23 protein-coding genes and 1 pseudogene are annotated in these 23569 nt (G+C 39.1%); 8 read left to right on the forward strand and 16 right to left on the reverse strand.

What is annotated here, in order from left to right; translation table 11 throughout:
• Window positions 1–25: 25 nt before the first annotated feature.
• The gene (locus tag RCG24_RS09100; RefSeq protein ID WP_308078908.1) at window positions 26–901 is read left to right on the forward strand and encodes a metallophosphoesterase; all 876 of its coding nucleotides are present in this window, start codon (window positions 26–28) and stop codon (window positions 899–901) included.
• 19 nt (window positions 902–920) lie between these two features.
• Here RCG24_RS09100 and RCG24_RS09105 read toward each other — a convergent pair whose 3' ends face one another.
• Window positions 921–3023 (reverse strand): sensor domain-containing protein, encoded by a 2103-nt coding sequence (locus RCG24_RS09105; RefSeq protein ID WP_308078909.1) that lies wholly within the window; start codon window positions 3021–3023, stop codon window positions 921–923.
• A 242-nt stretch (window positions 3024–3265) separates the two neighbouring features.
• Here RCG24_RS09105 and RCG24_RS09110 point away from each other — a divergent pair, with 242 nt between their 5' ends.
• Together RCG24_RS09110 and RCG24_RS09115 are read left to right on the forward strand one after the other, a co-directional pair.
• The gene (locus RCG24_RS09110) at window positions 3266–3742 is read left to right on the forward strand and encodes a YkyB family protein (RefSeq protein WP_202653766.1); all 477 of its coding nucleotides are present in this window, start codon (window positions 3266–3268) and stop codon (window positions 3740–3742) included.
• 58 nt (window positions 3743–3800) lie between these two features.
• Window positions 3801–4955 carry an aminotransferase A gene (locus tag RCG24_RS09115; RefSeq protein WP_308078910.1) on the forward strand — a complete coding sequence of 385 codons (1155 nt, stop codon included), beginning with the start codon at window positions 3801–3803 and terminating at the stop codon, window positions 4953–4955.
• Between the two features lie 59 nt (window positions 4956–5014).
• On the opposite strand, the gene RCG24_RS09120 is transcribed toward RCG24_RS09115, so the two are convergent.
• The 8 genes and pseudogenes from RCG24_RS09120 to RCG24_RS09155 all read right to left on the reverse strand — a co-directional run bounded on the left by RCG24_RS09120 (window position 5015) and on the right by RCG24_RS09155 (window position 11063).
• Window positions 5015–5194 carry a hypothetical protein gene (locus RCG24_RS09120; protein WP_202653764.1) on the reverse strand — a complete coding sequence of 60 codons (180 nt, stop codon included), beginning with the start codon at window positions 5192–5194 and terminating at the stop codon, window positions 5015–5017.
• Window positions 5195–5271: 77 nt separating this feature from the next.
• Window positions 5272–6159: an NAD(P)-dependent oxidoreductase gene (locus RCG24_RS09125; RefSeq protein WP_202653763.1), complete on the reverse strand. Its 888-nt coding sequence runs from the start codon at window positions 6157–6159 to the stop codon at window positions 5272–5274.
• 28 nt (window positions 6160–6187) lie between these two features.
• Window positions 6188–6661: a hypothetical protein gene (locus tag RCG24_RS09130; RefSeq protein WP_202653762.1), complete on the reverse strand. Its 474-nt coding sequence runs from the start codon at window positions 6659–6661 to the stop codon at window positions 6188–6190.
• 91 nt (window positions 6662–6752) lie between these two features.
• Window positions 6753–7538 carry an SDR family oxidoreductase gene (locus RCG24_RS09135; protein ID WP_308078911.1) on the reverse strand — a complete coding sequence of 262 codons (786 nt, stop codon included), beginning with the start codon at window positions 7536–7538 and terminating at the stop codon, window positions 6753–6755.
• A 158-nt stretch (window positions 7539–7696) separates the two neighbouring features.
• Window positions 7697–7963, reverse strand: coding sequence for a phosphocarrier protein HPr (locus RCG24_RS09140; RefSeq protein WP_308079145.1), 267 nt, complete (start codon window positions 7961–7963; stop codon window positions 7697–7699).
• Between the two features lie 282 nt (window positions 7964–8245).
• Window positions 8246–9914 (reverse strand): annotated as a pseudogene (locus RCG24_RS09145) (glycerol-3-phosphate dehydrogenase/oxidase).
• Between the two features lie 344 nt (window positions 9915–10258).
• Window positions 10259–10807: a glycerol-3-phosphate responsive antiterminator gene (locus RCG24_RS09150; protein ID WP_202653759.1), complete on the reverse strand. Its 549-nt coding sequence runs from the start codon at window positions 10805–10807 to the stop codon at window positions 10259–10261.
• A gap of 61 nt (window positions 10808–10868) precedes the next feature.
• Window positions 10869–11063, reverse strand: coding sequence for a hypothetical protein (locus RCG24_RS09155; RefSeq protein ID WP_202653758.1), 195 nt, complete (start codon window positions 11061–11063; stop codon window positions 10869–10871).
• Window positions 11064–11297: 234 nt separating this feature from the next.
• Here RCG24_RS09155 and RCG24_RS09160 point away from each other — a divergent pair, with 234 nt between their 5' ends.
• Complete coding sequence (locus RCG24_RS09160; RefSeq protein WP_202653757.1) at window positions 11298–11486, forward strand: YkvS family protein; 189 nt, start codon at window positions 11298–11300, stop codon at window positions 11484–11486.
• A 47-nt stretch (window positions 11487–11533) separates the two neighbouring features.
• Here the strand turns inward: RCG24_RS09160 and RCG24_RS09165 are convergent, their stop codons facing one another.
• Complete coding sequence (locus tag RCG24_RS09165; RefSeq protein WP_235888009.1) at window positions 11534–11653, reverse strand: DUF6254 family protein; 120 nt, start codon at window positions 11651–11653, stop codon at window positions 11534–11536.
• A 137-nt stretch (window positions 11654–11790) separates the two neighbouring features.
• On the opposite strand from RCG24_RS09165, the gene RCG24_RS09170 reads away from it, so the two are divergent.
• Complete coding sequence (locus RCG24_RS09170; RefSeq protein WP_235888008.1) at window positions 11791–12402, forward strand: CPBP family intramembrane glutamic endopeptidase; 612 nt, start codon at window positions 11791–11793, stop codon at window positions 12400–12402.
• Between the two features lie 27 nt (window positions 12403–12429).
• On the opposite strand, the gene RCG24_RS09175 is transcribed toward RCG24_RS09170, so the two are convergent.
• Entirely contained in the window at window positions 12430–13485 is a 1056-nt protein-coding gene (locus RCG24_RS09175; protein WP_308078912.1) for a YkvI family membrane protein, read from the reverse strand.
• A 177-nt stretch (window positions 13486–13662) separates the two neighbouring features.
• Between RCG24_RS09175 and RCG24_RS09180 the strand changes: the two genes are divergently transcribed.
• Entirely contained in the window at window positions 13663–15819 is a 2157-nt protein-coding gene (locus RCG24_RS09180) for an ATP-dependent Clp protease ATP-binding subunit (protein ID WP_308078913.1), read from the forward strand.
• 41 nt (window positions 15820–15860) lie between these two features.
• Here RCG24_RS09180 and RCG24_RS09185 read toward each other — a convergent pair whose 3' ends face one another.
• Complete coding sequence (locus RCG24_RS09185; protein ID WP_202653754.1) at window positions 15861–17555, reverse strand: M3 family oligoendopeptidase; 1695 nt, start codon at window positions 17553–17555, stop codon at window positions 15861–15863.
• 98 nt (window positions 17556–17653) lie between these two features.
• Window positions 17654–18094, reverse strand: coding sequence for a MarR family winged helix-turn-helix transcriptional regulator (locus RCG24_RS09190; protein ID WP_202653753.1), 441 nt, complete (start codon window positions 18092–18094; stop codon window positions 17654–17656).
• Window positions 18095–18369: 275 nt separating this feature from the next.
• Between RCG24_RS09190 and RCG24_RS09195 the strand changes: the two genes are divergently transcribed.
• Complete coding sequence (locus RCG24_RS09195; RefSeq protein ID WP_202653752.1) at window positions 18370–19614, forward strand: MFS transporter; 1245 nt, start codon at window positions 18370–18372, stop codon at window positions 19612–19614.
• Window positions 19615–19744: 130 nt separating this feature from the next.
• Window positions 19745–20092, forward strand: a complete 348-nt coding sequence (locus tag RCG24_RS09200; RefSeq protein ID WP_202653751.1) for a hypothetical protein — start codon at window positions 19745–19747, stop codon at window positions 20090–20092.
• Window positions 20093–20222: 130 nt separating this feature from the next.
• Here the strand turns inward: RCG24_RS09200 and RCG24_RS09205 are convergent, their stop codons facing one another.
• From RCG24_RS09205 to RCG24_RS09215, 3 genes are read right to left on the reverse strand one after another with little or no spacing between them, the layout of a single operon-like run.
• Window positions 20223–21899, reverse strand: a complete 1677-nt coding sequence (locus RCG24_RS09205) for a formate--tetrahydrofolate ligase (RefSeq protein WP_202653750.1) — start codon at window positions 21897–21899, stop codon at window positions 20223–20225.
• Window positions 21900–21929: 30 nt separating this feature from the next.
• Window positions 21930–22559: a cyclodeaminase/cyclohydrolase family protein gene (locus RCG24_RS09210; protein ID WP_202653749.1), complete on the reverse strand. Its 630-nt coding sequence runs from the start codon at window positions 22557–22559 to the stop codon at window positions 21930–21932.
• Window positions 22560–22586: 27 nt separating this feature from the next.
• Window positions 22587–23525, reverse strand: coding sequence for a sulfite exporter TauE/SafE family protein (locus RCG24_RS09215; protein ID WP_202653748.1), 939 nt, complete (start codon window positions 23523–23525; stop codon window positions 22587–22589).
• Between the last annotated feature and the right edge of the window lie 44 nt (window positions 23526–23569).

The following is a 23569-nucleotide window of genomic DNA, read 5'->3' on the forward strand; positions in this document are numbered from 1 at the left end:
AATAATAAACAGGCTGGTAGACAAAATGTCAAAAAAAACAACGCGGAGAACATTTTTAAAACGAACATTTGGTTTTATATTAACGATGTTCGGCTTAAGTTCAGGAGGATATTTATATGCAAACAAAATCGAACCTTCACTGCTTGACATCGAAGAGATAAAGATGACCCATCCTCTGATCCCCAAAAGCTTTGATGGGGTAAAAATTGTTCAATTCAGTGATACACATCTCGGCTTTCAATATACTCTTGAGCAATTAAACTCACTGGTAAACAAGATTAGCATGCTAGAGCCGGATTTGATTTGTTTTACCGGCGATTTAATGGACGAACCTAATAAATTTACTGACATAAATAAACTCGTACCCATTTTAAAAAAACTGCATGCTCCAATGGGCAAATTCTGTATTTTCGGTAATCATGATCACGGCGGCTATGGGTCCGATCTCTATCGAAATATTATGGAGGCAGCCGAGTTTACTGTCCTACTAAATCAAGCAGCACCTATTAAGCAAAAGGATGGGAGCAGAATTTATGTACTGGGAATTGACGATGCCATGCTGGGCAAACCTGATTTACCACAAGCGTTAAAAGATGTTCCCAATCATCATTTTAACCTGTTGTTATCTCATGCTCCCGATCTGGCCGATCAAGCGCTTCGATATCCGGTGCACTGGCAAATAAGTGGACACAGCCATGGCGGTCAAGTAAAAATTCCCTTTTACGGTGCTCTAATCACCCCGCCATTTGGCCAGAAATATCCCGAAGGACTATACAGAGTAGGGAATGAGAACGAGCTGACTTTATATGTTAATCGGGGAATAGGAACGACAAGACTCCCCTTTCGTTTTCTAGCCAAACCGGAATTAACAGTTTATACCATGAAATCAAAGGAAGCATAATTTTTATGCTTCCTTTCTGCTAATTTTTTGTTAAAAATTGTTTTTCCAGTTCAAAAGCAGGGATTGGCCTGGAATAAAAAAATCCTTGGATTTTATGACATTCTTCCTTTAAAAGAAAGTCCACTTGCCGCTTATTTTCAACACCTTCGGCAATGACTTCAAGGCCTAAACTTTTCCCCAGGTGAATAATGGTCGAGGTAATCGCAGCATTTTTCTTATCATCCATAATATCCCTAATAAATGATTGATCAATCTTTAAGCCGTCGATCGGAAACTGTTTAATATAATTGAGCGATGAGTATCCTGTTCCAAAATCATCAATAGAAATCGAAAGTCCCAACTGCTTCAATTTCTTTAATATAGGAATCGTTTCTTTCGTATCATTCATGACTCCTTCGGTAATTTCAATTTCGATCGAAGATGCCTTAATGTTGTACTGTTCGATCATAAATTGAATGAAAGGAACCAAATTGGGATGTTGGAATTGCTTGGGCGAAATATTAATGGCGACCCGATAATCACTATAACCCTTATCAGTCCAGTACTTAATTTGCTGACAGACTGTTTCAATAACCCAATAGCCAATGGAAAGAATCAGACCGGTATCTTCTGCCAGCGGGATAAATACCCCAGGTGAGATAAAACCAAATTCAGTATCTTTCCATCTTAAAAGTGCCTCAAAACTTTTGGCTTTACCGGATTTCATATCAATTTGCGGTTGATAATATACCATCAATTCATTTTTTTCAATCGCCCTGCGCAGGTGTGTCTCCAAAGTAACAACATTGGTGAAAGCTGAATTCATGTCAGTCCGGTAAAATTGATAATGGGCTTTCCCTCTCTCCTTCACCCGAAAAAGAGCCTCATCGGCATTTTTGATCAACATCTCGGCGTCCTTGCCGTCATTGGGATACATGCTAATGCCGACACTAGGTGAAATGAAATATTCTTGTGAGTTAAAGTAGAGCGACTTCGAAAATGCAGCAAACAATTTGGCGACAAACTTGCTTACTTCCTGGCGGTTAGTATTTAGTAAGAGAATACTAAATTCATCGCCCCCAAGCCGATAAATGGTGCAGTGATCATTTTGGAATTGTGACATTCTCTCAGCAACCCGCTTTAATATTTCATCACCAGCCAAATGCCCAAGGGTATCGTTTAAATATTTAAAGCGATCCAAATCAATTGAGAGCAGCGCAAATTCTTTTGTTCGCTTAGCAGCACGATAAATATTTTCATTCAAGTCTTCAAGCAACGCTCTTCGGTTATATAATCCTGTTAATTGATCATGGAAAGCCATAAATTTTATCAGTTCGATATTTTTTTCCTGCTCTGATAAATCCTTCAAAATAACATAAAGACCTGTTATTTCATGATAAACAATAATAGGTACAGTCTTCATTTGGACAGTGAGCAGCTGACCATTACAGTGACTCAATTTACAGTCAAAAGACTCCAGAGCATAACCGGAGCAGGTTCTTTCTAATAATTCCTTGAAATTCTCAATATCACGGTCATTGATAAAATCATAAATAGACCTGTTGATGATACTTTCCTCAATATATCCTGTTAATGATGCGGCAGCCGGATTTGCCTCAAGAATTTTTCCTTCAGGACTTATGATAAAAATAGCATCCAAATTATGGTCTACAATCGAACGATATCTTTGTTCGTTTTCAACAATTCTTTTTTTCTCCATCGTCCATTCTGTAACATCTCTTGTAATACCGACAATATAACAAATACGGTTCTGATCGTTATAAATTGGGGTTAGGATCGTTTCCCCATAATAATAGCCGCCGTCCTCAAGGTCAAAATGATCGTCAAAGATCATAATATCCTTTGTCTGTAATAATTTTTCATATTTTCGATGGAGGAAACCGGCAATCTCATCCGGAAGAACTTCTTGAAAGGTCTTTCCGATACATTCGATGGATAGTCTGGCCTGCCTCATTCCTGACTCATTAATAAACAAATAGCGAAATTTGGGACCATCTTCAACCTTCATCACATACACCATATCTTTGATATGTTGAAAAATGATATCAAATATAATTTTTTGGATTTTTGTATCAACCATATCTATCTCTAATTCATTTGTTAAATGGTTAAATTGGCTCATTTCATCAACCTCGGGTTATATCGTTCTGACATAATTCTATTTTACATTGAAAATGAAGCTTGAAAAGTAGTTTGGCTAAAATATTGATTATTTTACGAAAACTTTTGCAGTTGATTCCGATATACAGAACGAATGAAACAAATGATTATATAAATTCATACGGAATAGGCAATCCATATTTCTATTTTCACGAAAAAAAGGTATAATATACTTGTTTGATATAATAGAAAGGAGAACAAACTTTGAATCCCGATCAGAAACACCCTCTGAAAAGTGATAATCTAACCATCGAAAACCTCGCCCAAGCTGTCTTTATTGTTAATCGTCATGCTAAAACTGCCATTAATCCCAAATATCTGTACAAACTGAAACAGGAATCATTAAAGAAATTAATCGATGAAGGGAAAGCCAAAAAGCTGGGGCTTCATTTTTCCGAAAATCCCAAAAATAGTCAACAGCAATCTGATTGCCTGGTCCAGTGTGGCAGGTACTTATTCCACATCCCTCCAACCAAAACAGACTTTATCAACCTCCCCCACTTAGGAAAGCTCGATGGACGGGTAAGGAATCCAAAGGCTGTGATGTCGCTTAATACAGCGAAAGCAATCTTACAATCCTATACCGGAATCATGGATCAAGAGAATTCACCAAATCTCCCGCGAAAAAATCATCGAACATACCAAAAACCTGTGTTTAAAAAACTGGGTGAAAGATATTAATTCAATATTTTAGCAGCCAGGACAATTTCCTGGCTTAAATAATGGAAGGATGGACAAATTGGAACATTTAATTAATCAACGGGTCAAAGCGATCGAAATTTCTGGTATCAGGAAATTTTCTAATATGGTTGCCAATATCGATGATCTCGTTTCCTTTACTATTGGACAGCCGGATTTTCCAACACCTGAGCATATAAAAAATGCCGGGATTGAAGCAATAAATACTGATTTTACTTCCTATACGCATAATGCGGGGACCATCGAATTAAGAACAGCAGCCAGTCAATTCGCTGCTGCAAAATATGGATTGCACTATCAGCCTGAATCAGAAGTGATTGTCACGATAGGGGCCAGTGAAGCGATCGATATTGCTTTTCGAACGATTTTGACGGAAGGCTCTGAGGTGATATTGCCAGGGCCGATCTATCCTGGCTATGAACCGGTTATTCGCATGATGGGTGCGATTCCAGTACATGTTGATACCCGGGACAATCATTTTCGCTTTACAATCGAGCTGATAAAACCATATATTACGGAAAAAACCCGCTGCATCGTATTACCTTATCCGTCAAATCCCACCGGTGTCAGTTTGACCGAGGAAGAACTAAAGGAAATCGCCGCCTATCTCAAGGACAGAGACATCTTTATATTGGCGGATGAAATTTACAGTGAACTCACATATGACTATCAACATAAGTCGATTGGCTGCTTTTTAAAAGAAAAAACGATTGTGATAAACGGGCTGTCAAAGTCTCATTCGATGACCGGCTGGCGGATTGGATTTTTATTCGCGCCGGAGAATATCGCCAAGCATATTCTTAAAGTCCATCAATACAATGTATCATGTGCAAATTCAATTGCCCAAAAGGCTGCATTTGAAGCGTTGACTGCAGGTTTTGATGATGCCCAACTAATGAGGAATGAATATCAGGCAAGAAGAGATTACGTATATCAGCGATTACAATCGATGAAACTCGAGACGGTCAAACCGGAGGGGGCTTTCTACTTTTTTGTAAAAATCCCTGGATCGCTTTGTTTAAACAGCTTCGATTTTGCCCTTGATCTCGTGAAGAAAACAAAGGTTGCCGTCGTTCCGGGAAGTGCCTTTTCAGAGTTTGGCGAGGGCTATTTCCGCTTATCTTTTGCCTGCTCGATGGAAACATTAGAGCTCGGGTTAAACCGATTGGAACAGTACCTGCAAATCCGGCAATAGGAATAAAGAACCCCGCTCAGGAGCGATTATCTTGAGCGGGGTGTCTTTGTAAGACAGCTTTATTGTCCTTTATATTTTCCATTATTTTTTGCTGCCTTTACCTTCTTCGCTTTATCTTTATGGATTTTGTTCGTATCGGCTGAACCCATTTCGTGCGCAAACTCTTCGTTTAGCACTGCTGAATCAAAGCCTTTTTTATTTTTTTGCTGCGGGTCATTCTTTTTTGTCCTTTTGGCCATTATCCAACCTCCTTGTCATCCATCTAAAATTAGTGTCAGATGGAAGGAGGGATTTTATGTCTGCCAGATAAGGCCAATCATTTTTGTTCACTTTTCCAATACTTATACAGTGCTTGGGTGCCGCTATTTTCTTCGCCACTTTCTACTAATTGATCGTACAACGATTTTGCCAAAGCAAGTCCAGGTACTTCCATATTCATTTGCTCGGCTTCGTTTAGGGCAATTTTCATGTCTTTAATAAAATGCTTAATGTAAAATCCCGGTGCAAAATCGCCATTTAACATTCTTGGGGCCAGGTTTGATAATGACCAGCTCCCGGCTGCCCCGGTTGAAATGCTTTTGAGGACTGTTTCCGGGTTTAATCCTGCTTTTTCGGCGTAAATGATCGCTTCACAGACACCAATCATATTGGAAGCAATCGCAATTTGATTGCACATTTTGGTATGCTGCCCGGCTCCTGCCTTTCCTTGATAGACAATATTTGTTCCTAAAAGCTCGAGGAATGGGTGGACTGCCTCAAACGACTCATAATCGCCGCCGACCATGATCGATAACTTTGCTTCCCTTGCCCCTACATCGCCTCCGGAAACTGGTGCATCGATCGCATGAATCCCCATTTTCTTAGCCTCTTGGTAAATTTTAATTGCCAATGAAGGGGCTGAAGTAGTCATATCAATCAAATAGCTTCCGGAAACTCCATTCGAAATTAATCCATTTTTCCCGAGATATATTTCTTCTACATCCGCGGGATAACCTACCATCGTAAAAATGACTGAAGCCCGCTCTGCTACATCCTTGGGTGTGTCCACCCATAATGCTCCTTTTTCTATTAGATCTTGTGCTTTTGCTTTCGTTCTGGAATAAACGATCAATGGATACCCTGCATTGATTAAATGGGATGCCATACTTTTTCCCATTACGCCTGTTCCAATGAAACCGATCGTGACATTTTCTGTTTTAAGCATTTATATTCCCCTCACAACATATGTTTTTCTAAAGTTCTGACGAAAAATTAGTTAAATAGGCCCGTGCTAATACTTCCTTATTATTAAAAACTTCTATGGACACCGCATGATTCTGTTCTATCATGTTTTGCAGCTCTTGGATATGCAAATCCTCTTTCAACGGAATCGGATCCATAAAAATATATTTTTCACGTTTGTCCTTTACGTCCAAATATTCCCCATTTAGAACCAGGTCCTCGCCATAAACGATTTCCCGTTTGCCAATCGCGGCCGCTAACCTGTCATCATGAATCAATACCTTGACCTTGTATAATTGCTGATCTTGAATAATCTCATTATTGATCCGAAAGCGAAACTGGAGTTCATTATTTTTGGTCAGGAGGGCATCCGCATATCGGCTTACAATCGATTCATCGGAAATGAAAGCACCGCAGCCGCTTAACAGACTGGTGCCTATTATAACTATCAGCAGGACAAATACCTTATGAATATTTTTTTGCATAAAAAAACACTCCTTTATACTTTTACAATAACCAAATCAATTTGGTCATAAACGTAAATGGAGATCTCCTGCTGTCATTCATCATATGATGTTAAATAGCTTTGACCATACCACCATCTACCAATATTGCACTACCTGTTATATAGGTATTCGCCTCTGATAGAAGAAAGGCTGCAACATTGGCAAACTCTTCCGGGGTTCCATATCTTTTTAAAGGAATCTGGGCTTTCATATGTTTTTCAATTGTTTCAATATCAAGCCCTTGCTTGTCTGCATTAACTTGATCTAAATGTTTAACCCGGTCTGTTGCGATTCTGCCGGGAGCGATTGTATTAATCAGAATATCATATGGTGCTAATTCGGAAGCTAAGGTCTTCGAAAGTCCAATGATTCCTGTTCGAAAAGTATTTGATAAAATCAATCCTGGAATAGGCTCTTTTATGGAAGAGGAAGCAATGTTGAGAATCTTTCCTCCCTGTTTTTTTAAGTATGGTAATGCTTCACGAATGGTTCGTACATAGGAAAGCAAATTGAGTTCGAAGGATGCCTGCCACGCTTCATCGGTTAATTCTTCAAAGGCACCAGCCGGGGGACCTCCAGCATTATTTACAAGCAGATCGATTGTGCCGAAGGTTTCAACAGCAAATGCTATGAGCTGTTTAATATCTGAAGGAATCGTAATATCAGTTTTTTGGTAGGCTGCTTTACCGGTTCCGATTGCTTCAAGCCTGTTACACTTTTCTTTTAACTTTTCCTCTTCCCGGCCGGAAATGACGACATTTGCTCCTTCTCTAACCAGCCGTTCAGCAATTGCAAATCCCAGTCCCTGGCTTGAGGCTAAGACGACTGCAGTTTTTCCGCTTAAATTTAACTCCACACTTATCACTCCTTGTCTCATATCTACTTAGATTATACAGGATTCATCCGGAGAATTCCTCGAAAGTGATTAAAAAAAATAAACAGATCGACCTGTTATAAGTCGATCTGTTCAACCGTGATTTTATACCTGAAGCAGCAATTCCATATTAAAGGGCATTACTCTACCAAGCCTTCTTTTCTTAATGTTTCTTCTAAACTGGCGATTGCTGTTTCAGCATCACTGCCTTCAACGGAAATTTTGATATCGGCTCCCTTTGGAATGCCCAGAGACATAACACCCATGATTGATTTTAGATTAACCTTTTTACCTTTATATTCCAACATGATCTCTGAATTAAATTTACTTGATGTTTGTACCAATAATGTTGCAGGCCTTGCATGAATCCCTGTATCGGCAATTACTTTGAACTGTTTTTCGACCATCATAAATCAAACTCCTTTTCATAAATAGTAAGATAACCATTTCTCATATTTTGCCTTTGAAAATATATTTTAATCCTTAACGAAGGATAGGATAGCACTTTTTATTAAGACTAGACAACCAATAAACATTTAGCAGCGAGTAAATGAACCAATGTCTATCCCATTTTTGTATTGTACCTTATTTTTAATACTAATACTTCTACGAAAATAAAATTTTCAAAAAAACGCCACAATATCATTTTTTCCAAAGAGAAAACGATCCTTTGAACATTGTGCCGGCTGCTACTCAATCTTTTCATTTATTGGGGTGATAGCGTCTTTCAAAGCTTCTTCCACCGCTAATGTATAATCATTCTCCGTCGTTTCGGACCATCTTAATTTATCTGCCATATAGGCAATAACTTGATCTTTCCATCTTTTTGCTGTTTGAATATCAAACAAGACCGCACCTGTACGACGGTTTAAAAAGTCAATCGGAGTAGCAATCATTTCATGCTCCAGTCCGTAAACAAGTTTTGCAAATAACTCCAAGGGAAGCCCGTATTTTTCAGCATCCGCTTTATTTATCTCTAAAAGGCCGTAAACCGTATCAATATTTGATCCGTAGATTTTTACCAATTTTTCAGCCTCTTGTTTTGTCAGTCCAATTTTTATACCTTTATTGATATGGGCAGCTACAAAAGACGGGAAATTTTTTGATCCACCTACATCCCCGCCGGAAATAGGCAGATTTCTTGTTTGACATGGAGAAAGTTCTCTGCCTTCTTCCGAGTGAAACTTCGTGGCAAGCCGATCGACGACCGTTTCGGCCATTTTTCGATATCCGGTTAGTTTTCCGCCAGCAATGGTAATAAGACCTGAATTAGATTCCCAAATTTCATTCTTTTCGTGAGATTTCCGAAGCATGTTTACCCTCTTCATATATTAACGGGCGGACTCCGGCCCAACTGGATTCAATATCTGCTTCCTTTATGTGCACGTCAGGGAACATATAGTTGATCGCTTTAATAATATAGCTTCGATCACTTACCGTCACTTTCGGATTTACGGCATCTTCATTATAAAAGGTATCAGTTGTTCCCACATATGTCTTTCCGTCTCTTGGAATCGCAAACACCATCCGGCCATCAGGGGTATCAAAGTAAATAGCTTGCTTTAATGGAAAACGAGATTGATCAATTACAAGATGAACACCTTTTGACAGCTGCAACTTCTTCCCTTTTTTGGAGTGATCCATTTCTCGAAGATGATCTACCCACGGCCCGGCAGCATTGACAATCTTCTTTGCATACACTTCAAATGTTTCACCGGATAGCTGATCTTCCACAAGCGCTCCGACAACTTTCCCTTTATCATAAATCAAGTTTATGACCTTCGTATAATTGCAAGCGATTGTCCCTTTTTCAACAGCAGCCTTCATCACTTCGATTGTCAACCGGGCATCATTTGTCCGGTACTCAACGTAATAACCGCCGCCTTTTAAACCATTCTTTTTAACTAAGGGCTCTTTATTTAAAGTTTCTTCGGCCGACAGCATCGTACGCCGTTCTGATTTTTTTACTCCTGCCAAGAAGTCATACAGCCTTAAACCAATTGAAGTAGTGAACTTGCCAAAGGTACCGCCTTGGTGCATCGGGAGGAGCATCCATTCAGGAGTCGTAACGTGGGGGCCGTTTTCATAAACAATCGCCCGCTCTCTGCCGACTTCTGCCACCATTTTAACCTCAAATTGTTTTAAATAGCGGAGTCCGCCGTGAACCAATTTCGTTGAGCGGCTTGATGTTCCTGCGGCAAAATCCTGCATTTCAACGACAGCCATTTCCAGTCCTCTTGTTTGTCCATCAAGAGCAATACCGGCCCCAGTAATACCACCGCCGATGACAAGGACATCATATTCTTTTTCTTTTAATTTATTTTTAATCTCTTGACGATTTAAATTTGAAAAGTTCATTGTTCTTCCTCCTCGAGAAGTCAATCTTACAATATTAAACTTCCCTTATCCTTTTGATTAAATAGTTCTCGATAAAGAAAATTGAAATAGTTTATAGTAGGCCAAAAAGAAAAGAGACCGCAATGAACATTACCCAAAAAATGAATAATGCATTTGCGGTCTCTCCAATTTCTCTACCGTTCGCTATTAACTTAATAACAGCATATCATAAATTTATTTAATTGAAAATAACTAAAATTGCTTAAAAACTTTTTTATGTTAAATACTAAAATTATCTTATTAAACATCCGTTATCCTGCAAAGAAGGCAGCCGTCCCTACCTCGAAAAAATCAGCAAATCTTGATTACTTTTCAAATAATTTCCAAAGTTCTCGATTTGATGTTGTAATGGCCGTGGCTCCGGCTTGGATTGCCTTATTTACATCTTCAGCAGTTCGTATTAACCCTCCTGCTAAAATGGGAGTTTTCACTCGCTCTTTCACTTCTGTTATGAGCGAGGGAATTGCTCCGGGAAGGACTTCAATATAATCCGGCTGCGTTTTATCAACTAATTTATAACTTTTTTCAAGTGCAGTGCTGTCAATTAAAAATATCCTTTGAACAGCACGTACCCCTTTTTGTTTCGCCTTTTGAATGACAGCTGCTTTCGTTGAAATCAAAGCAAAGGGCTTATATTCTTGGCACAAGTACTCAGTTCCATATTCGTCACTTTTAATACCATGAATTAAATCAACATGGTAAATCATTTTCTTTCCTTTTTCCTTAGCCATTTGATTAATATTCTTTATTTGAGAAATGTGCATATCTAAAAAAACGCCGATTTCATATGTACTTTGTAAAAAATGTTCAAATTCCTTCATATTCGTCGAAGCTGGTAAAATACTTTGTCTCATAAAATCACCTGGCTTAAATTGTTATATTTCATTTGGTTCAATTGCATCACACCTTCCGGAGCTAGCTCCTCGGCTCTTTTAAATATTGAAATAAAACATCGCCACCCCGCTGCCCAATTCCACGGAAATGTTTAAAATCTTCCCTTTTCACAAGAACACGGCGAAAGTCCATAAAGTCTTCATTTTTAACATAATATTCAGATAGTTCCCCAGTCTTTAAGCGATTTAAAATATCATTCACAAAGTCTTCGTTCATGATTACCACCACCTTTGCTCCTTCATTTTATCTTAATTTCCTATCAATGAAAAATGATTCAAAAAGATTTTGTACTTGATAACGTTTTCTTTTATTTTATAAGTTTTCCAACATATAATCAGTAATATCTAGAATAATTAACGAATTTGTCAAATAAAATTCTTTACGAATACTTAAAAATGGTGCAAACTGTTATTTAAATAAGATATATGGTAGAAAAAGGAGAGAGACAGAATGAAAAAAGCAGAGGTTGGTAATATTATCGAATTTCGTGGCGGTCTGCAGGGCGTTGTTGAAAAGGTAAATGAAAACTCAGTAATTGTTGACTTAACATATATGGATAATTACCGTGATTTAGAACTGGATCAGCGAACAGTTGTAAATCATAAAAATTATAAGGTCATAAAAGAAAGCGCTTATTAAAATCCAGTTAAAAAGGCAGATAACAGTCTGCCTTTCTTTATTGGTTTTTACTTTCCCTTACCCGTTTCTTCAGCAAGCTGCTTTAATGATTTCACCTTCCCATGGGGATTTTGATCCTGTTTTCTTACAGTCCATTGCCGTTCTTGTTGACTTTTAGATTGACTCATCGTCTCACTCCTTTCCCCACTATTTTTTCCTGTTTGGCTGTTCTTATGAAAAGAATTGGTTATAATGATTGATGTCATATCCTTTTTAAAAATAATTTGGTAAAATACTTGTTATTGTATTAGGTAGGGAGTTAGCCATGATTAAAAAACTGTTATTTGACCTTCGACTTATTTTTGGACTCATTATTGCTCATATCCTTATTTATTTCTCATTCCATGATAAAGTGATTTTTTGGTATATTTTTACCGGATCCATTCTTGTATTAATCACTTATTCGATGTTTCAAGGTGATGTTGACGACGAGTCGTCGTTTCTAAAATATTTTGTTTTCGGGTTGTTTTCCGGATTGGTTTTATATGGGGTGATCTGGCTGGGATATCAATTAGTCAGCCTTTTTCCCCTTCATATTGATAGGAAAATACAGACGCTGTATAAATGGTATGGACCATCTTATTTTTGGCAATACCTTGCCCTAATTTTGGTTGCTGCGCCAGGGGAAGAACTATTTTGGCGCGGCTTCATCCAAAAACGGTTGATGCTCTATTTAAAACCTGCTGCCAGTATCCTTTTAGGGGCATGTTTATATGCATCCGTCAATATTTATTCTGGCTCATTTTTATTAATTATCACCTCGCTCATTTCAGGGATTGCTTGGGGCAGTCTGTATTTTTGGAAAAAAAGCATGCCGTTGGTTATTGTTTCTCACATTGTTTTTGATATCTTGATCTTTATCATTTTCCCTTTCTAAAAAAACAGCTGCACAAACAGCTGTTTTTTATTTTTTAAAACTTGGTTCAAACGGTTTTATCCACAATAAGATAAAAATGGACATACAAATATAGCCAAATAACGGGTACAAATGGGAAAGGAGTGTCCCATAATTAACCAGACTAATCAGGTAGGAAACAGCAAAAATAGCTGTAACTGACATCATCGTAGGGATTTCAATATATTGTTTTAATTGACGATCAAGACCAAAAATGTTCCCGATGACCGAAGTAAAAATCTCCCCATATATAACTAGAATAAAAATCCAATAAAAAAATGGGGCCAGGTTCTTCATAATAATCGCCATTGGAATCTCATACAACTCCAAATTTGGAAGCATAATTAAGGTAAAATGACTGGCAATTAAAATAACTGTTAAGCCCAAACCGCCAAGAATTCCTCCCCATTTAATCGTCCAATCATCCTTGACCTCTGTTGCCACCGGAACTAACACAGCTTGTGCCAATCCAAGATTTAAGGCGGTATAGGAAAAAGGAGCGATGACACTTTTCCAACCATCTGCTGCATGCGGGATGAATAAAAATTGCTCAATAAAATTCGGCATGCGAACTGATAAAAACATTAAAATCAGGCTGAAACTGATCATAATCGGAACAACAAATGTGTTTACCGCAAATAGTCCTTTCGTACCGATAAGCATGACAACATAGGACAGAAAAATCGTTATGAATACACCGACGTTTTTCGGCAAACCCAGCTGTTCTTCAAATACTGCACCAGCACCGGCCAGCATTACCGCACTAACACCCAGGAGCATAAAAAGCATCGAAAAATTGATGATTCTGCTTGGCCATTTTCCGAACAGATGCTCATTAAATTCCTGGTAAGATTTTGCTTCAATTTGCGCCGCCATACGCATCAGTTTTGAACCAATCATGATAAATAAGTAACCGCTCATTAATATACTAATAAAGCCAAAGAATCCAAATCGCGAAAAAAATTCCACAATTTCTTTTCCTGTGGCAAAACCTGCTCCAACAACAGTTCCAATATAAACTGCCGCTATTTGAAAGGCTTGACTCCAGTTTCTATTAGCCTTCACACCATCTCCCCCTTAACATCAAATATATGAATAAAGGGACAAACAATGACGGACATTTTTCCTTTTCTGTTAACATTTTCTTAAGACAAATAACTTGAAAGTCAAAAAAGGTCAGAGTATACTAAAGTCGTAAGGTCAAATATAGTCAAAGTCAAAATAACGAGGAGGTTATTTTATATGCTTTGTCAAAAATGCAAACAAAATCAAGCAAATGTACAATTAACTATTAATGTAAATGGACAACAAAAAAATATGAAACTTTGTCATGAATGTTATGTAAAAGAACGTCAAGCATTAGGAGCAGGTTTTGGCATGAAAATGAATCCATTTGAAGGCTTTCCATTCGAAAATATTTTTAACTTTGCTCCACTAAGCCAAGATATGAATAGTAAATTTATTCCAGAAACAGACACGAGAGCGCCGCAACATGGCGGTGGTTTTATCGATCACTTTGGTCAAAACTTGACGCAAATGGCTAAAGCGGGTCTAATCGACCCGGTCATTGGCCGAGATGAAGAAGTAAAACGGGTGATTGAAATCTTAAATCGCCGAAATAAAAATAATCCGGTCTTAATCGGTGAACCCGGTGTCGGGAAAACCGCGATTGCCGAAGGCCTTGCCTTAAAAATTGCTGAAGGTAACGTTCCGGTCAAGCTGCAAAATAAAGAAATTTATTTACTCGATGTTGCTTCACTTGTTGCCAATACCGGCATCCGTGGACAATTTGAAGAACGGATGAAGCAGCTGATTTCGGAGTTAAAAGAACGAAAAAATATTATTCTGTTCATTGATGAAATTCACTTGCTCGTAGGTGCCGGTTCAGCCGAGGGTTCAATGGATGCCGGAAATATCTTAAAACCGGCTCTTGCTCGCGGCGAGCTGCAAGTAGTCGGCGCAACAACATTAAAGGAATACCGTCAGATTGAAAAGGATGCTGCATTAGAGCGCCGCTTCCAACCGATCCAAGTCCAAGAACCAAGCATCGAAGCAGCAATTGAGATTTTAAAAGGGATCCAGAAAAAATATGAGGATTATCATGAAGTCAGCTACACAGATGAAGCAATCCGAGCCTGTGTCATGCTATCACAACGCTATATTCAAGACCGATACTTACCGGATAAGGCAATCGATCTATTGGATGAAGCCGGCTCTAAATTAAATTTAACATCTGATTATCATAGTAAAGACCAAATTGAAGGACGCTTAAAAGAGATTGCTAAAGAAAAAGAAGCAGCCCTCAAACAAGAAAACTATGAAAAAGCAGCAAAACTTCGTGATGAAGAAGCAAAATTAGAAAAAGCATTAAATCATGATTCCAGTTCTGAAAGACCTGTTGTCACAGTTTCCCATATTCAAGAAATCGTTGAAGAAAAAACCGGTATTCCGGTTGGCAAACTACAACAGGATGAACAGCTTAAAATGAAACAGCTGGAAGACAATCTCAACAAAAAGGTTATTGGCCAGGAAAAAGCGGTCCAAAAAATAGCCAAGGCAATCCGCCGCAGCCGTGCCGGTTTAAAGGCGAAAAACCGTCCAATCGGATCCTTCCTCTTTGTCGGTCCTACAGGGGTTGGTAAAACCGAGTTAACCAAAACGCTGGCGGAAGAACTATTTGGCACAAAGGATTCGATGATTCGCCTCGATATGAGCGAATACATGGAAAAACACAGCGTATCCAAATTAATCGGTTCCCCTCCAGGTTATGTAGGCCATGAAGAAGCAGGACAATTGACTGAAAAGGTGCGCCGAAATCCTTATAGCATCATTTTGTTGGATGAAATTGAAAAGGCACATCCGGATGTACAGCATATGTTTCTGCAAATTCTCGAGGACGGCCGCCTCACCGACAGTCAGGGACGAGTCGTAAGCTTTAAGGATACTGTTATTATTATGACAAGTAACGCCGGCAGCTCGTTTAAACCGATTCATGTTGGCTTTGGCGTCAGCGAGGCTGTAGAGGAAGCAAGTATTCTTGATTCATTAGGCGGATTCTTTAAGCCGGAATTTTTAAACCGCTTCGATAGTATCATTGAATTTAACGCACTTGATAAGGAGCATATCTTGCAAATTGTTGACCTGATGATCAACGAATTGATGGAAACATTAGCTGAGCAAAATATCGAATTCACGATTACCGCCGAAGCAAAAGAAAAATTAGCAGAACTTGGCTACCATCCTGCATTTGGTGCTCGTCCGCTCCGTCGGGTTATTCAGGAACAGCTTGAAGATAAAATTGCAGACTTTATCTTAGACCAACCTGACATCAAGCAGCTGGCCGCGATTGTGGAAAATGGGGAATTAAAAGTCACTGCCAAAGCTGCAGTTGTTCAATAAAAACGAAGCGAAGCCATAAAGATCATGGCTTCGCTTTTTCTTTATAGATTTTTATCATCTACAGAATTTAGATAATCTTCAATTACCCCAACCACAGACTCGATGCAGCCATCTTCAAATGGTGAAATCAAATTTGCAGCCTCTACCAGTTTGGTAAATGACATACTGCCGCCAAGCTTGCAAAGCTTCAAATAATCGGCCCAAGCTTCTTCCATATTTTCTCTGGAACGTTTCCAGAATTGGAAGGCGCAAATTTGCGCAAGGGTATAATCAATATAGTAAAATGGTGAGTTATAAATATGACCTTGGCGTTGCCAGAAGCCGCCATTTTCTAAATACTCAAAGCCATCATAATCTTTATGCGGCAAATATTTATTTTCAATCTCTTTCCATGCCTGCTTACGCTCTTGCGGTGAGCTTTGAGGATGTTCATACACCCAATGCTGGAACTCATCAACTGACACACCGTATGGCAGGAATAGCAATGCTTCACTTAAGTGTGAAAACTTATACTTTTCCGTATCCTCTTTAAAGAATAGATCCATCCAAGGCCAAGTAAAAAATTCCATACTCATCGAATGAATTTCACATGCTTCATACGTAGGCCAATAATATTCAGGAATTTCAAACTGGCGGCTTGAATACACTTGGAAGGCATGGCCTGCTTCATGTGTCAAGACATCAATATCCCCTGACGTTCCGTTAAAATTAGAAAAGATAAATGGCGCCTTATATTTTTCAATGTAGGTACAATAACCGCCGCTTGCCTTGCCTTTCTTGGCGAGAAGATCCATTAAGTTGTTTTCCCGCATAAAAGCAAAAAATTCGCCGGTTTCCTTTGAAAGCTCCTGATACATCTTCTGGCCGTTCTCAATAATCCATTCAGGACTTCCTTTCGGCACGGCATTCCCCGTTAAGTAATTTAAATTTTCGTCATAATATTTTAATGTATCCAAGCCTAAACGTTCCTGCTGCCTCTTCTTCAGCTTTGTGGCGATGGGAACAATATAATCCTTTACCTGCTGGCGGAAATTCGCCACCATTTCAGCATTGTAATCTGTCCGCATCATGCGATGGTAGGCAAGTTCAACAAAGTTTTTGTAACCAAGTGTCTGGGCAATTTCCGTTCTTACCTTGACAAGTTCGTCGTAAATCCGATCAAGTTCAGCCTCATGTTCGGCAAAAAAGCCGAATTTAGCTTCACTAGCCCGCTTGCGCATTTCCCGATCCTTTGATTCGATAAACGGGTCAATTTGAGCAAGTGTACGTTCCTCACCTTCAAACTCAATCTTGGCTGAAGCAATCAGTTTTGTGTACTCGGTTACAAGGCGGTTCTCTTTTTGCAGCTGCGGAACAATTTCAGGCTTAAAGGTTTTCAGCTGACTTTCTGCCAGGGCAAAAAGCTGAGTTCCCCATTTGGCTTCTAATTCAGGGCGAAACTTAGAATCAACCAATGCTTGATAGTACTTGGTTACTAAACCTTCTACCTCTGGGCCAATCTCATCCATATAATCCTGCTCTGCCTTGTAAAACTCATCATTTGTGTCTATGGAATGACGAATGCTGCAAAGGGTAAACATCGTTTCAAGATTATTTCTAATCTGATTAATTTCATTCATGGCGTTGCTTTGTTCTTCAACAGAAGGGGCGTTTTCAAAACGTGCTAATGCTGCATTAAATTTAGCTTTCACTTCCTCCAAGTCAGGACGTACATATGTAAAATTTTCAAAGCTCATGAATTTAGCCTCCTTTTAAATTTTTTTAATTTTCGAATCTATCTTATTATACTATCCAAAACGGATCCTTACAAAAAAAATACGACCGGACGGCCGTATTAAAATTTCCCTGCGGATAATCCTAATTTTTTCAACAATTCAATTGCAGCTGTCTTCTCTTCTTCAGTTAAACTGGACATCAACTTGTCAATTTGTTCTGCATGTTCTGGAAAAATATCCTGGATCAGTTTTTTCCCGTCATCGGAAATATGAGCATAGATGACTCTTCGATCTTTTGGACAAGCGATTCTATTCAATAGTCCCTTATGTTCAAGTTTATCGACGACATAAGTAATACTTCCGCTGGCAAGCAAAATTTTTGCGCCAATTTGCTGCAGCGGCTGATCCCCTTTATGATAGAGAAGTTCCAAAACGGCGAATTCAGTGGGATTTAACCCAGCCGCTTGAATCACTTTATTTACATGCTCATTGATCGCTTTATAGGCTCTGGAAAGGACAATAAATAGCTTTAAAGATGTTGCTGTTGATTCATTTTCCATCGTAACGCATCCTTTAAAATTTTTGAAAAGTCGTATTGAAATGAAACAAGTTTTAAATATCTCGATTTCAAAATTATTATAAAAAATTTTCGCAGGACTGTCAATTTACCATATAAGGATGCCTGATCAGGACAGTTATTTTGTGTAGCGACTGGTCCACAGGGGTTTCGGTTTTTTTATTTTCAAAGGCGAAATAAATATTTTTCAAATTAATAGTATAGTAGTAAGATATAGTAAAAGAAAATTCAGATAAGTGAGTTGAAAAGGAGACTATTATGAGCCAACAAGCGGTTTTACCCCGCCAGAAAACACCAAATACATCTGAAGCAACTATATTTAAAATACTTTTTGTGATCGGGCTGTGCCATCTACTCAATGATGCGATTCAAGCTGTCGTTCCGGCGATGTTTCCAATCTTGGAAAAATCGATGGGGCTGTCCTTCACACAGTTAGGGATTATTGCTTTCTCGTTAAATATGGTCTCTTCGGTAATGCAGCCGTTAGTCGGCTATTTTACTGACAAAAAGCCAATGCCCTTCGCCTTGCCAGTCGGTCTTAGCTTTACATTGGTAGGGGTATTAGGGATCGGCTTAGCTCCGAATTTTGCATTGATCGTCCTATCTGTTTTGTTGATTGGTCTCGGTTCTGCAGTGTTTCATCCTGAAGGATCAAGGGTTGCCTACATGGCGGCGGGAACCCGGCGGGGACTGGCCCAATCGATTTATCAGGTGGGCGGAAACACGGGACAGGCTTTGGCACCTTTGATTACCGCCCTTATTTTGGTTCCGCTAGGACAAATTGGGGCATCGTGGTTTACGATTGTGGCAGCACTGGCAGTCATTTTATTAATTTATATTGCCAAATGGTATAGTGAAAGATTGGCGGTATTCCCTGCCCGCAAACAGAGAAACAGTTCAAGCAATAGTCAGCAGGAGCGGTTATCATCGGATGTTAAAAAAGCATTGGGATTCATTTTGCTGTTAATCTTTGCCCGATCCTGGTATATCTCCGGGATGACAAACTTCTATGCCTTCTACGCCATAAAGGAGTATGCCCTGACGATTAAACAATCGCAAATTTTCTTATTTGCCTTTTTAGTATCAGGTGCGTTGGGAACATTTCTTGGTGGCCCATTGGCCGACCGATTCGGTAAGAAAACGGTCATTTCATTCTCAATGCTGGGGACACTGCCGTTATCCATTTTACTGCCATATGTTCCACCGCTGGTAGCATTCATCATCCTCATGCTTACTGGATTTATTTTAATGACCAGTTTTTCAGTAACGGTTGTTTATGCTCAAGAACTAGTACCAGGGAAAATCGGAACGATGTCTGGTCTGACTGTCGGGCTGGCGTTCGGAATGGGGGCAATTGGTTCGGTTGGATTAGGTTATCTTGCCGATTTAATAAGCTTACAAACGATGATCACCTGGCTGGGAATGCTGCCAATATTAGGTTTAACGGCCTTCCTTCTACCTTCTGATCGCAAGGTGGCAGAATTTAATAGAAAATCATCATAAGTTGAAGGGCACTGCCCTTCCTTTTTTCATCTTTGAAAAACTTTCGAAAAATTTTAATAATTAATCGCTCAATTACCGTACACCATTTCATATAATAAAGATACACCATAAAAAATAAGGAGGACCATAAATGAAAACTCCAAATTACCATGACTTTTATCAAATGGCCTTAATTCCAATAGGTAAAAGAGACAAGACAGCACTAATTGAATCTGACGCTGCAAAACCAGAATCGCCCATCACCCATTGGCTTATTGCCGTTGAAGGGGTACAGCTCCCGCAGGCAAAAATATATTTTCACTGGAAGGTTACGATTTATCCAGCTACCAGTGATGCCGACTTCAATTGGCAAACACCTTTTTACAGCTCAGAAAATATGGAAGAGATCGACAACGCGATTGTACTTGCCTCTTTATTTATCGTTTCAGCCAAAAAAGGCAACTTGACTGAAGCTGCATTATTAGAGAAAATCAGCTAATCCCTGCCTCCAATCCCCTCGCTGCTTGACCTTTCTTTTTCCCATTCCTTGTGAAAATAAGTACATATAGTATTAACCAAAAAGTGTTGTTTGCTATTTTCACAAACAACACTTTCCGTTACATATTCTACTAGAATAAGCCTGTTATTTCACCATTACTATTGATATCAATTCTTTCCGCAGCCGGCACTTTCGGCAATCCAGGCATTGTCATCATCGTACCGGTGATAGCCACAATAAAACCGGCTCCGGCAGATACTTTCAAATTTCGGACGGTAATATGGAAGCCCTGTGGTCTGCATAGTAATTCTTTATTATCCGAGAAAGAATACTGAGTTTTGGCAACACAAATCGGTAATTTTCCAAAGCCCATTTCAGTTAATACTTTTAGTTCTTTTTTTGCTTCGTTAGTAAAATCGACCCCGTCAGCGCCATAAATTTTCGAAGCAATCTTTGTTAGTTTTTCGGCAATCGAATCTTCATCATCATAGACAAATTGGAAATGATTCGCTTCATCGACAATCTGTTTTACCTTTGTTGCTAATTCCAAGCCGCCTTTACCGCCTTTAGCCCAAACATCTGCCAGAATCGCTTCAACCCCAACAGCTGCACAAGCCCGCTTCACTGCTTCAATTTCTTCCTCTGTGTCTGTCGGGAATTTATTAATGGCTACAACTAATGGCAGGCCATAATGTTCTTGAATATTTTCAATATGCTTCAATAAGTTAGGCATACCTTTGACAACTGCTTCTACGTTTTCTTTGCTTAATTCTGTCTTATTTACTCCGCCGTGAAGTTTCAATGCACGAATCGTCGCCACTAAAACGACTGCATCTGGTTGGATACCTGCTATTCTGCACTTAATGTCAATGAATTTTTCAGCGCCCAAGTCTGCACCAAAACCAGCTTCTGTTACAACATAATCAGCATATTTTAACGCCAATTTTGTGGCAATTACACTGTTACAGCCGTGGGCAATATTGGCGAATGGGCCACCATGAATAATCGCCGGTGTTTTAGCCAATGTTTGAACCAGGTTAGGGCGAATCGCATCTTTCAATAATACAGTCATTGCTCCTTCAGCCTTCAAGTCTCCAGCCGTTATGGCTCTTCCATCATAGGAATAGCCGATCACAATTCGTCTGATTCTGTCTTTCAAATCATCCAAATCACTAGATAAACAAAGGATTGCCATAATTTCTGATGCTACAGTGATATCATAACCGTCTTCTCTGGGCACACCATTTGTTTTGCCATTTAAACCATTGACAATGTAACGCAGCTGCCGGTCATTCATATCAACAACACGTTTCCAGGTAATCCGACGATTATCAATTCCTAACTCATTGCCGTGGAAAATATGGTTATCAATCATCGCAGCTAGCAAGTTATTGGCAGCACCAATGGCATGAAAATCACCGGTGAAGTGTAAATTGATATCTTCCATTGGGACTACTTGGGAATAGCCGCCGCCGGCTGCTCCACCTTTTACACCAAATACCGGTCCCAGTGATGGTTCGCGCAGGGCAACGACCACTTTTTCTCCTTGTTCATGCAATGCGTCAGCTAAACCAACCGATGTTGTTGTTTTCCCTTCTCCGGCTGCCGTTGGGGTTATTGCCGTTACCAGGATCAATTTCCCGTTTGGCTGGTCTTTCATGCGCTCCAATTCATTGATATCTAATTTTGCTTTATACCTCCCATATAAATCGATAGATTGTTCATCGATTCCTATGCTTTTGGCGATATCAGTAATCGGCAGCATCTTATTTTGGTTAGCAATTTCAATATCCGATAAAAATGCCATCTTCATTCTCCTTTATTTGTGCTACTTCCATTATAGCGAATTTTCAATTTGTTGATAAATATAATCTGCAAGTTCCGTACCTTTTACTAAAAGAGCTTTACCATTTTCAGCGTATTCATTTCTGAATCTATCATCTTTAACGCCGCCGATATTAATCAGAACATTTAACCAGCTGCCATAAAGACCTGCTTTCATTGTAAGGGCGGCTACACCTAAATCGCTGGCAGCGTTTGTATTGGATTTACCAACAGCTTTTGAAGTTAATTCAAGCCCTTCAAGAATTAATTCCATTGTATGGAAAGGAACTTTGGTTGCATATTTTAAGGCATCTTGCATTGCTGCTTTTCTTTTTTCTTTATCCTGTTCTGTTTCTTTAGGTAAAGCAAATACGGCAGATACTTTATTAAACGCTTCAGTGTCAGCATCAATGGCAGCCAGCAGCTTATCATTAAGCTCTTTCAACTCTACTAATAATGCTTTCATTTCTTCGTCATATTCGGCATATTTCTTTTTCCCAATGGTTAATTCGCATACCATTCTTGTTAAGGCAGCTCCCACGCTGCCAGCAAGAGCGGAAGCAGAGCCGCCTCCTGGAGCAGGTTCATCAGAACCAAGTTTCGCAACAAAGTCAGTAATTGTTAAATCTACTAATTTATCCATAACAATTCTCCTAATCTATTAAAAATATTAATGTGTTTGACCGGCGTTAGCAGTTTCGGCAACTGCTTCATTTTTAACCAAAGTAGCTTCTCTACGTGATTTTAGTCCAGAACGGATCATTTGAATGGCTGTATAGATAACTACTACGAAAATGACCTTCTTCAATAAATCAATTGGCATATTTTTAACCAGTAAGGCCGCAATAGCCACCCCAATTGGTCCACAAATGAGATAAGCTAATGATGCTTTACGGTGATATTGGCCTTCTTTAACATATTTTGCACCGGAGATGGTTTGCATGAACGCTGTTGCTCCTGTCATCAGCGGGTATGCAGTTAATGGAGATAAGCCTAATACGAAAGACATTGCCATAATTGGTGCATATTGACCGATTCCGAGACAAGCCGCTACACCTACAACAAAACACCAAACAAATCCGATAATTAATTTAACTCCGCGTAATCCGATCGCTACTCCGTTCATGGTGAATAGGTTAATAAAGCCGGCAAACATAAGAAATGCAACGATAAATAGAGCGATGCCCATTCCCCATTGGATTTTGATTTCAGGTAATTTTGACACGATTGCCGCACCAAAGTAAGCCCCCAGCATTGTGGCACCAATTAAAACAACGAGCGTTAAGTAGTCTACTTTTACAATGCTGATAAAAACAAATGCTTCCAAAAAAACAGATGCGGTTGTTCCTACATTCAAAGTACCAGGAATTTTTTTATCCGGCATCATTTTTCCAAGCTTAAACGTTGCGGTTGATGTTGCAAAGCTGCCGATTCCGAGTGTATCGAAAAAGTTAAAAATAGCCCCTAAAATCCCAAATGTATAGAATTTGCCTCTTGACTCATTTTCAAGGGTGCCCTCTTTTTTCGCTTTTGCATAATCTTTCATGAAGATAACTAAGTAATTAAGGAATAATAACACCAACACACCTAAAAGCACTTTAATGAACATAAATAGTTCCCCTTCCCAATTTATTAGGAAAATTCCTCAAAAAG

The sequence above is a fragment of the Neobacillus sp. OS1-32 genome (genome assembly GCF_030915425.1).
Lineage (GTDB): Bacteria > Bacillota > Bacilli > Bacillales > Cytobacillaceae > Neobacillus > Neobacillus paridis.

Excerpts from the sequence above, each read along its gene's own strand:
- RCG24_RS09100 (WP_308078908.1), top strand. The coding sequence starts at position 26 with ATGTCAAAAAAAACAACGCGGAGAACATTTTTAAAACGAACATTTGGT.
- RCG24_RS09105 (WP_308078909.1), bottom strand. The coding sequence starts at position 3,023 with ATGAGCCAATTTAACCATTTAACAAATGAATTAGAGATAGATATGGTT.
- RCG24_RS09120 (WP_202653764.1), bottom strand. The coding sequence starts at position 5,194 with ATGGCCAAAAGGACAAAAAAGAATGACCCGCAGCAAAAAAATAAAAAA.
- RCG24_RS09125 (WP_202653763.1), bottom strand. The coding sequence starts at position 6,159 with ATGCTTAAAACAGAAAATGTCACGATCGGTTTCATTGGAACAGGCGTA.
- RCG24_RS09130 (WP_202653762.1), bottom strand. The coding sequence starts at position 6,661 with ATGCAAAAAAATATTCATAAGGTATTTGTCCTGCTGATAGTTATAATA.
- RCG24_RS09140 (WP_308079145.1), bottom strand. The coding sequence starts at position 7,963 with ATGGTCGAAAAACAGTTCAAAGTAATTGCCGATACAGGGATTCATGCA.
- RCG24_RS09150 (WP_202653759.1), bottom strand. The coding sequence starts at position 10,807 with ATGAGACAAAGTATTTTACCAGCTTCGACGAATATGAAGGAATTTGAA.
- RCG24_RS09155 (WP_202653758.1), bottom strand. The coding sequence starts at position 11,063 with ATGAACGAAGACTTTGTGAATGATATTTTAAATCGCTTAAAGACTGGG.
- RCG24_RS09160 (WP_202653757.1), top strand. The coding sequence starts at position 11,298 with ATGAAAAAAGCAGAGGTTGGTAATATTATCGAATTTCGTGGCGGTCTG.
- RCG24_RS09165 (WP_235888009.1), bottom strand. The coding sequence starts at position 11,653 with ATGAGTCAATCTAAAAGTCAACAAGAACGGCAATGGACTGTAAGAAAA.
- RCG24_RS09170 (WP_235888008.1), top strand. The coding sequence starts at position 11,791 with ATGATTAAAAAACTGTTATTTGACCTTCGACTTATTTTTGGACTCATT.
- RCG24_RS09180 (WP_308078913.1), top strand. The coding sequence starts at position 13,663 with ATGCTTTGTCAAAAATGCAAACAAAATCAAGCAAATGTACAATTAACT.
- RCG24_RS09185 (WP_202653754.1), bottom strand. The coding sequence starts at position 17,555 with ATGAGCTTTGAAAATTTTACATATGTACGTCCTGACTTGGAGGAAGTG.
- RCG24_RS09190 (WP_202653753.1), bottom strand. The coding sequence starts at position 18,094 with ATGGAAAATGAATCAACAGCAACATCTTTAAAGCTATTTATTGTCCTT.
- RCG24_RS09195 (WP_202653752.1), top strand. The coding sequence starts at position 18,370 with ATGAGCCAACAAGCGGTTTTACCCCGCCAGAAAACACCAAATACATCT.
- RCG24_RS09200 (WP_202653751.1), top strand. The coding sequence starts at position 19,745 with ATGAAAACTCCAAATTACCATGACTTTTATCAAATGGCCTTAATTCCA.
- RCG24_RS09205 (WP_202653750.1), bottom strand. The coding sequence starts at position 21,899 with ATGGCATTTTTATCGGATATTGAAATTGCTAACCAAAATAAGATGCTG.
- RCG24_RS09210 (WP_202653749.1), bottom strand. The coding sequence starts at position 22,559 with ATGGATAAATTAGTAGATTTAACAATTACTGACTTTGTTGCGAAACTT.
- RCG24_RS09215 (WP_202653748.1), bottom strand. The coding sequence starts at position 23,525 with ATGTTCATTAAAGTGCTTTTAGGTGTGTTGGTGTTATTATTCCTTAAT.